The organism is Trinickia sp., assembly GCF_051961175.1.
In the GTDB taxonomy this organism is placed as follows: domain Bacteria; phylum Pseudomonadota; class Gammaproteobacteria; order Burkholderiales; family Burkholderiaceae; genus Trinickia.
This window is the reverse complement of record NZ_JBQCDN010000349.1, coordinates 1-5,701: the sequence shown is the minus strand read 5'-3', so window position 1 is coordinate 5,701 and position 5,701 is coordinate 1. Positions and strand designations below refer to the sequence as shown.

6 protein-coding genes are annotated in these 5,701 nt (G+C 60.6%); 2 read left to right on the top strand and 4 right to left on the bottom strand.

Translation table 11 applies throughout. The features are described 5' to 3' along the window. Together ACTHL0_RS20330 and ACTHL0_RS20325 are read right to left on the bottom strand one after the other, a co-directional pair. A partial coding sequence (locus ACTHL0_RS20330; RefSeq protein ID WP_440568685.1) for a SulP family inorganic anion transporter occupies positions 1-1,395 on the bottom strand: 1,395 nt, incomplete at its 3' end. A 23-nt stretch (positions 1,396-1,418) separates the two neighbouring features. Further along, positions 1,419-1,733, bottom strand: coding sequence for a transporter substrate-binding domain-containing protein (locus ACTHL0_RS20325; protein WP_440568684.1), 315 nt, complete (start codon positions 1,731-1,733; stop codon positions 1,419-1,421). A gap of 197 nt (positions 1,734-1,930) precedes the next feature. On the opposite strand from ACTHL0_RS20325, the gene ACTHL0_RS20320 reads away from it, so the two are divergent. After that, positions 1,931-3,538 (top strand): histidine phosphatase family protein, encoded by a 1,608-nt coding sequence (locus tag ACTHL0_RS20320; RefSeq protein WP_440568683.1) that lies wholly within the window; start codon positions 1,931-1,933, stop codon positions 3,536-3,538. Positions 3,539-3,563: 25 nt separating this feature from the next. Here ACTHL0_RS20320 and ACTHL0_RS20315 read toward each other — a convergent pair whose 3' ends face one another. Further along, positions 3,564-4,070 carry a hypothetical protein gene (locus tag ACTHL0_RS20315; protein WP_440568682.1) on the bottom strand — a complete coding sequence of 169 codons (507 nt, stop codon included), beginning with the start codon at positions 4,068-4,070 and terminating at the stop codon, positions 3,564-3,566. Between the two features lie 118 nt (positions 4,071-4,188). Beyond that, the gene (locus tag ACTHL0_RS20310) at positions 4,189-5,034 is read right to left on the bottom strand and encodes a hypothetical protein (protein ID WP_440568681.1); all 846 of its coding nucleotides are present in this window, start codon (positions 5,032-5,034) and stop codon (positions 4,189-4,191) included. An 83-nt stretch (positions 5,035-5,117) separates the two neighbouring features. On the opposite strand from ACTHL0_RS20310, the gene ACTHL0_RS20305 reads away from it, so the two are divergent. Then, positions 5,118-5,701 (top strand): sugar-binding transcriptional regulator (locus tag ACTHL0_RS20305; RefSeq protein WP_440568680.1); only part of this gene is annotated, 584 nt, incomplete at its 3' end.

The following is a 5,701-nucleotide window of genomic DNA, read 5'->3' as shown; positions in this document are numbered from 1 at the left end:
GGGAATGCGGCGTGCGTCGGGATGCCGAGAGATGTCGTGATACCCCTTCATCTGATCGACGCGGCCCAGCACGGCGACATAGGGACGCCACGCCCGCCACAGAAACGCAAGAACAGCGAGTCCGAGGGCAATGCCGATTCCGTTCACTACGCCGAGCGTGGCGACGCCGATGAAACACACGAGGCACTGCGCGAACTCACTCGGCCGGAGCCGATAGAGCCGCCAGACGCCCTTGATTTCGAGCAGCGCAAGGCACGCTGCGATGACGACTGCCGACAGCGCGGAGAGCGGGGGGTTGTGCAACGCTTGTGGCGCGAATACCAACAAGGCCGCGACAATGAGCGCGGCCACGATGCCTGTTACCTGCGTCTTCGCTCCCGCCGCTTCGGCGACTGGCGTGCGAGAACCGCTCGCCGCCACGGCAAATCCTTGTACGAGGCCCGCTGCAATATTGCAAAGGCCGAGTGCGACGAACTCCTGGTTACGGTCGACGGCTGCGCCGGTGCGAAATTCATAGGTGCGCGACAGGATGCTGATATCCGTGAACGCGACGAGTGCGATAGCGGCGGCTCCGCCGAGAAGATTCAACCATTCGTCGACGCCAAGCACCGGAATGCGCGGTGCGGGCAACCCCTGTGCGATGCTTCCCACTACGGCCACACCGAATCGTTGTGCGAGCCCCAGCGTGCCCACGAGAATCGTCGCACCCGCGATGGCGATGAGCATGCCGGGAATTTTCGGTGCCCAACGCCGGCATCCGAGTGTCACGATGAGCACGGATACACCTATGGCGCTTGCGACTGCGTTGACCTTGCCCGATGCGATGCCGATCACCCCTTCACGCACCTGCTCGACGAACGATTCGCTGCGTGCGTGGAATCCCAGAAACTGGGGCAGCTGTCCCACGAGAATCGTCAGCATGATGCCGTTCAGATAGCCATAACGGATCGGTAGCGACAGCAGTTCGGTCACGAAGCCGAGCTTCAACATGCCGACCGCCACGCATAGGGCACCCGACAATAGCGCGAGGGCGCTGGCAAGCGCCAGCGCGTGCGGGCCGTTGCCGTGCGCCAGCGGCCCCACCGTTGCCGCGATCAACGCGATGAGCGCAGAGTCCGGGCCGAGCACAAGAATTCTGCTTGGGCCAAACACTGCATAGGCGAGCAGTGCGGCAAACGATGCGTGAAGTCCCGATATGGCAGGCAAGCCTGCGGCTTGCGCGTAGGCCATGCCGGTCGGGATGAGGACGGCGCAAAGGCTCAAGCCCGCCAGCAGATCATGCGGCAGCCAGGCGAGCCGATAATTCCGAGCCGTGGCAAGGCCCGCCACCCAGCGTTCTATCCCACGCTGAGGCGATGTGGATTCTCGCTCGGTGCGGCCGATTTTCGCTTTCATGGGGCGTCGCGTTCTGCATTCCCCTATTTGCCGTACGCATCGAACTTGAAATATCGACGCGCGATCTGATCGTAGGTACCGTCCGCACGCATGCTCGCGATTGCCTGGTCGATCTGCATCTTCAAATCTGCGTCTTCTTTACGCAATCCCACCGCCGTGCCGACGCCGAAGATCTGTGGATCCATCAGTGCCTCGCCGGAAAACTCGAAAGGTGCTCCCTGCGGCGTATTCAGGAAACCGTACTCCGCTTGTGCCGCATTGGTCAATGTTGCGTCGAGCCGGGCCGCCAATAGATCGCCATAGACGATATCCTGGTTCTGGTACGACTCGACCACCATGCCGTACGGTTCCCCCGGCGGAGCGCTCGGAGGCAGTTACACGCGGTTACACCTTAATCCCACCAGCAAACCTCTCGACCGCAACCTTTCGATGACGGCGAGTCACTTACCTCGCGCATACCCTCGCACTTCGCGAGTCACACGCATCGCCCAACGCGCACGGCAGCGCACCGATCATCTACTTGAAGGCATCAGCTATGACGCTCTACTTTGTCCGCCATGGTGAATCCCTCGCCAACGAGCAGAACTATTTTGCGGGATCGAAGAATTCTCCTTTGACGTTGCTCGGCCGACGGCAGGCACAACAGGCCGCGCACCACATTCAACGTCTCGGTGTTGTGTTCGACGAGGTTCATGTCTCCACACTCGAACGGGCGCAGGCGACGGCCTCGATTATTCTCGAGCGTGCGGCGGGTACGCCGCGTATCGTGACCAGCGCAGCGCTGATCGAGCGGGACTTCGGAATTTTTGCGGGTAAGAATAAGACGCTGATCAAGAAGTCGATCGGTCACCGGCTCTACGATTACTGCTTCCATCACCCCGATGGCGCGCCGCCGCAGGGCGAGCATTGGATGGACATGTTCGCGCGCTGCAAGGCGTACTACGACGACGTGCTGGCGCCGCTCGAGCAAGCCGGTAAGCATGTGCTCGTCGTCGCGCATAAATATATCGTCGAAATCTTCGCGTTGATTGCATCGGGGCTCTCGCCCGACGAATACATCGACTTCCGCTTGCCGAACTCGCGTCCGCTCTCGTGGGACGAACTGAAGCGCATGACCGCGCGTAGCTCCGCGACGCTGAATTACATCGGCGAGCACGTCGAAATCTTCCTGCTGCAATGGATGCTCGCTGCCGCACTCGGGGGCTTTGCGCTGTCGTTGTTCGGCATCGCATTGCCGCGTCTGATTGACGATCTCGCAATCGTTTGCCTGCTCGGGCTCAACGCATTCTTTCTCGCGCAGCGGATCGAACCGGGCTCGCTGCGCGCGAGCAGCGGCCCGGAAAACATCGCGCTTGCGATCATGAGCCTGGGCCGTGTCGCCTGCGCCGGCGTGCTGCTATTGTGCTTTCACAATCATGGGGCGTATCTGATCGGGCTGCTGTTGATCGTGCCTCCGGCGCTATCGGTACCGACGTTCTCGCTTGCGCGCGGTGGTGATTACTTCTTTGCCGTGCGCTATACCTTGGTGTTGTCCGTCGTGTTGCCTGCCGTGCTCGCCGTCCTCGCAATGCAAGGGCATTACATCATCGGCGATGCTCGCCCGCTGCAGCGATTTTTTATCGTACTCGTGATCGCGCTCGCGTTGCCGTCGCTCGCCGCACAGCTTTGGCGGCGCGCCCATCCGATTGCGGCTGGCCGTATGTCGACCAACTGGGGGTGGGTCGGTTCTCTTGCAATGGTGCCGCTCGCGTTTCTCGTTTCGTTGCGCTCGGGCGGGCCGCTCGTCGCTAACGCTTTGCGTTCTGGCGACTGGTCAGCCTGGGGCGCGCTATCGCTCCCATTTCTGCTCTTTGGCGCGAACCGCGTGGTGAGCTGGCTGTATGTGAGAATTCAGCAACGGTTGGCGGCACGGCCGATTGAACCCGCAGTCGCACGCGACATTCACTTGCTGCAGACGTCGCCGAATGTGTTTCTCTGGCTGAGCCTGCTGATGCCGAGTTCGCTACACGAAGCGCCGACGCTTGTCGCCGGCACGCTGCTCGGCTTCTTCGCTTTCGCGTTAGTCGATGAAGCACTCGTCGTGCGACGGTTTCGGGAAGCGATTACGCAGCGGGTGTTTGGTCGCATTGTGCCGGTGACGTAACGTACGACGTTGCGCACCCATCCGTTTATTTGTCCATATCGACGCCATGGAACTTCCGCGTGGCGCGCTCACGAAAAAACGATGGATTGCGCCAGTTCGGCGAGAGGCCCATGAAGTCGTCGAAGTAGGCGATGGCGATCGATGGTTCTTCAAGCAGATTTTCGCGGAACGACTGCCAGATCTTGATATCGCCAAATTTCTCCGACGGAGTGACAATCTGGCCACATTCCTGCGCGATGACTTTGCGCACGAGTGCGACGCAGAATGTCGTCAACGCGAAGCCGGCTGGCCACCACTTAGCGATCGCGTTGTCGTTTTTTCCCGACCGATCTCCCTCGATGCCGGGCACCGCGTCGACCGCATGCGTCGCGAGCAGTTGTGCGAGAAGAGACCCAATCAGGAACTCAAAATAATCGGGTGTCTTACGATGCGGATCCATTGCATGGTGTTCGACGATTCGAGCCCATGCAAAGAAGGCCGTCGTGACCGCGCGATCTTTGATCTCGACCGGGATGCCGAAGTCCGAACTCATCGCTCCGCAATGTTCGCGAAGCAACTCATTGAATGACGAGAGCCGGGTCGCGGCTTGCCACATGTTTCTTCCGCGGCCTTCAATCGTTGGGCAGCGCTCACTCATGCCGAGAACCCCATCAAAGGAATTTGACTATCGATGCAAATTCTTGTTCGAGCGCAGCTTCCGGCACGCGTTCACGCAGAAGCTCACGAAATTTAGACTCGCGCGTGCCTAGAATGTCTGCCGCGAGACTCAACGCACGGTCGGGATCCGCGGGTAGCGAGTCGGGACAAACGCGCTTCGCGCAGCCCAGGAGCCCGAGCAGCAAGAAGACATAAGCATTCGGCTCCGCGATCAACCACCAAGGCGCCACGACATCGGGGAGTTCGACGAATCGCGCGCTGCGAATCGGATGTTTGTCGATCATCAAAAGACTGAGCCGCGCGAACATCCGGCAAACGTCGGACAAGGCGCACAGTTGCGGCGCAACAATGACTTGTTCGGCCGATGACAGGGCGCGGGAAGCGTTGCAAAACGCAATAAAGCCTTCGTTGATGCGATGTTCGAAGATCAGCACATCCGCCGCGCCGGCGCGAAGAACGAAACGCTTCGCAGCAGCGTAGTAAACGGCCGAATAAGTTCGAACGCGCTTCGTATCGTCGGGGCAATGAGCGAGCGATTCGACGTCGATGTCGATATCGACGGGAAGCTTCCAGTGATCCTGCAGCGGAGGGATCGCATGTCCCGCGTACGTCTCGGCAGTTTCGAGCAGGGAATCGGCCAAGTGTCCTACCGAACCGAGAAAGCGCGGCAGCGGCGGGCGGGGGATCGACGATTGACGCGGCGTTTCGGACGCGGCCGAATCCGTGCCCGGAACGTTGCGCGCCGTGTACCGGAACTGCCTGGCGCAATCGACGAGCGCGAGATGGATCTGGTTCAAGTCCGGGCCGATATGACGGGGAATCAAGGGCTTCGCTTCCATGTGACCTCGGCGGTGCAGCGTTCGAAGTTAAGATAGCACGATTGTTCTGATTCGACTGTCACTTTCAATAGGGAGAAAACGGAGTGCCGAAAGCGACGAACAAGCAGCGCCAAGACGATGCCGACGATCGAAGTCCGGCCCAGCGGCTGCGTTTGCGCGCTTCCTGGATGTATTACGTCGAAGAGATGACGCAGCAGGAAATCGCGCAACGCCTGGGGGTCGGACGCGTCACCGTCGTGCGTATGCTCGCGCAAGCACGCGAGCGTAACGAAGTGAGAATCGTCATTCAGGATCGGCTGGCCGAGTGCGTGGAGCTCGAGCGCAGGCTCGAGCAACGGTACGGTTTGAGTGAGGCGATCGTCGCGCCTTTGTCCTCGCCGGACGCGGATGCCACGGGGCCCGTCAGCGCCGCTGCGGGAGCCTATTTGTCCGATCTCGTACGTTCCGACATGCGCATCGGTGTGGGCTGGGGCCGCACACTCGTGAATGCACTCGCGTACATGAGCGAAAAGCCGGTGGAAAATGTCTCGGTGGTGTCGTTGCTCGGCGGCATCATGAAAGCACGCGCATTCAACCCCGCCGAATTCGCATGGCGTTTCGCCGCGCTTTATCAAGCCGACTGCCATCTGATGACCGCGCCGATCGTGGTAGACAGCCCGGAGACGCG

Bases quoted from the DNA above. Each gene is read 5' to 3' on its own strand.
- ACTHL0_RS20315 (WP_440568682.1), bottom strand. From the start codon at position 4,070: ATGAGTTCGGACTTCGGCATCCCGGTCGAGATCAAAGATCGCGCGGTC.
- ACTHL0_RS20310 (WP_440568681.1), bottom strand. From the start codon at position 5,034: ATGGAAGCGAAGCCCTTGATTCCCCGTCATATCGGCCCGGACTTGAAC.
- ACTHL0_RS20320 (WP_440568683.1), top strand. From the start codon at position 1,931: ATGACGCTCTACTTTGTCCGCCATGGTGAATCCCTCGCCAACGAGCAG.
- ACTHL0_RS20325 (WP_440568684.1), bottom strand. From the start codon at position 1,733: ATGGTGGTCGAGTCGTACCAGAACCAGGATATCGTCTATGGCGATCTA.